At 57.3% G+C, this 438-nt stretch carries 1 protein-coding gene; it reads right to left on the bottom strand.

Annotated elements, in window-relative coordinates; all coding sequences use genetic code 11:
- Positions 1–438: VCBS domain-containing protein (locus ACZYUB_RS16645; protein WP_463949346.1), on the bottom strand; the 438-nt coding region annotated here is incomplete at both ends.

Raw genomic sequence — 438 nt, forward strand, 5'->3', positions numbered from 1 at the left:
TAGCTCACCACACCATCGCTAAAGCCGGTGATGGTCAGGCTATTGCCCAGTCCGCTACTCAGCGCCACCGGATTGGCCGCTGCATCTTGCAGTTGTGCCAGGGTGACCACGACGCCACCGATGGTAATGGATTGCAGACCATCCGGAGCCGAAACGCTGAAAGTGCCGTTCACGGTCAACGGCTCCTTGCTGGCATCCGAGCCGTTGGCCAAATCATCTTCGAATACCACCCCTTCACCGCCTTCGCCAGCTGGCGTCAGATCGGTGATGACAATGCCATCATCGCTGCCGGTGATAGTAATGGTCAGATTGGCGGTGCTGGTGTCGCCATCGGCATCGGTCAGGGTATAGCTGTAGACCTGAGTCAGCGTCTCGCCTTCGGTCAGAGCCTGCACACTCGGGTTACTGTTGTTCAGAGTAAAGCTGTACTCACCATTG

This window comes from Pseudaeromonas sp. HNCC25DJ182 (assembly GCF_055413365.1).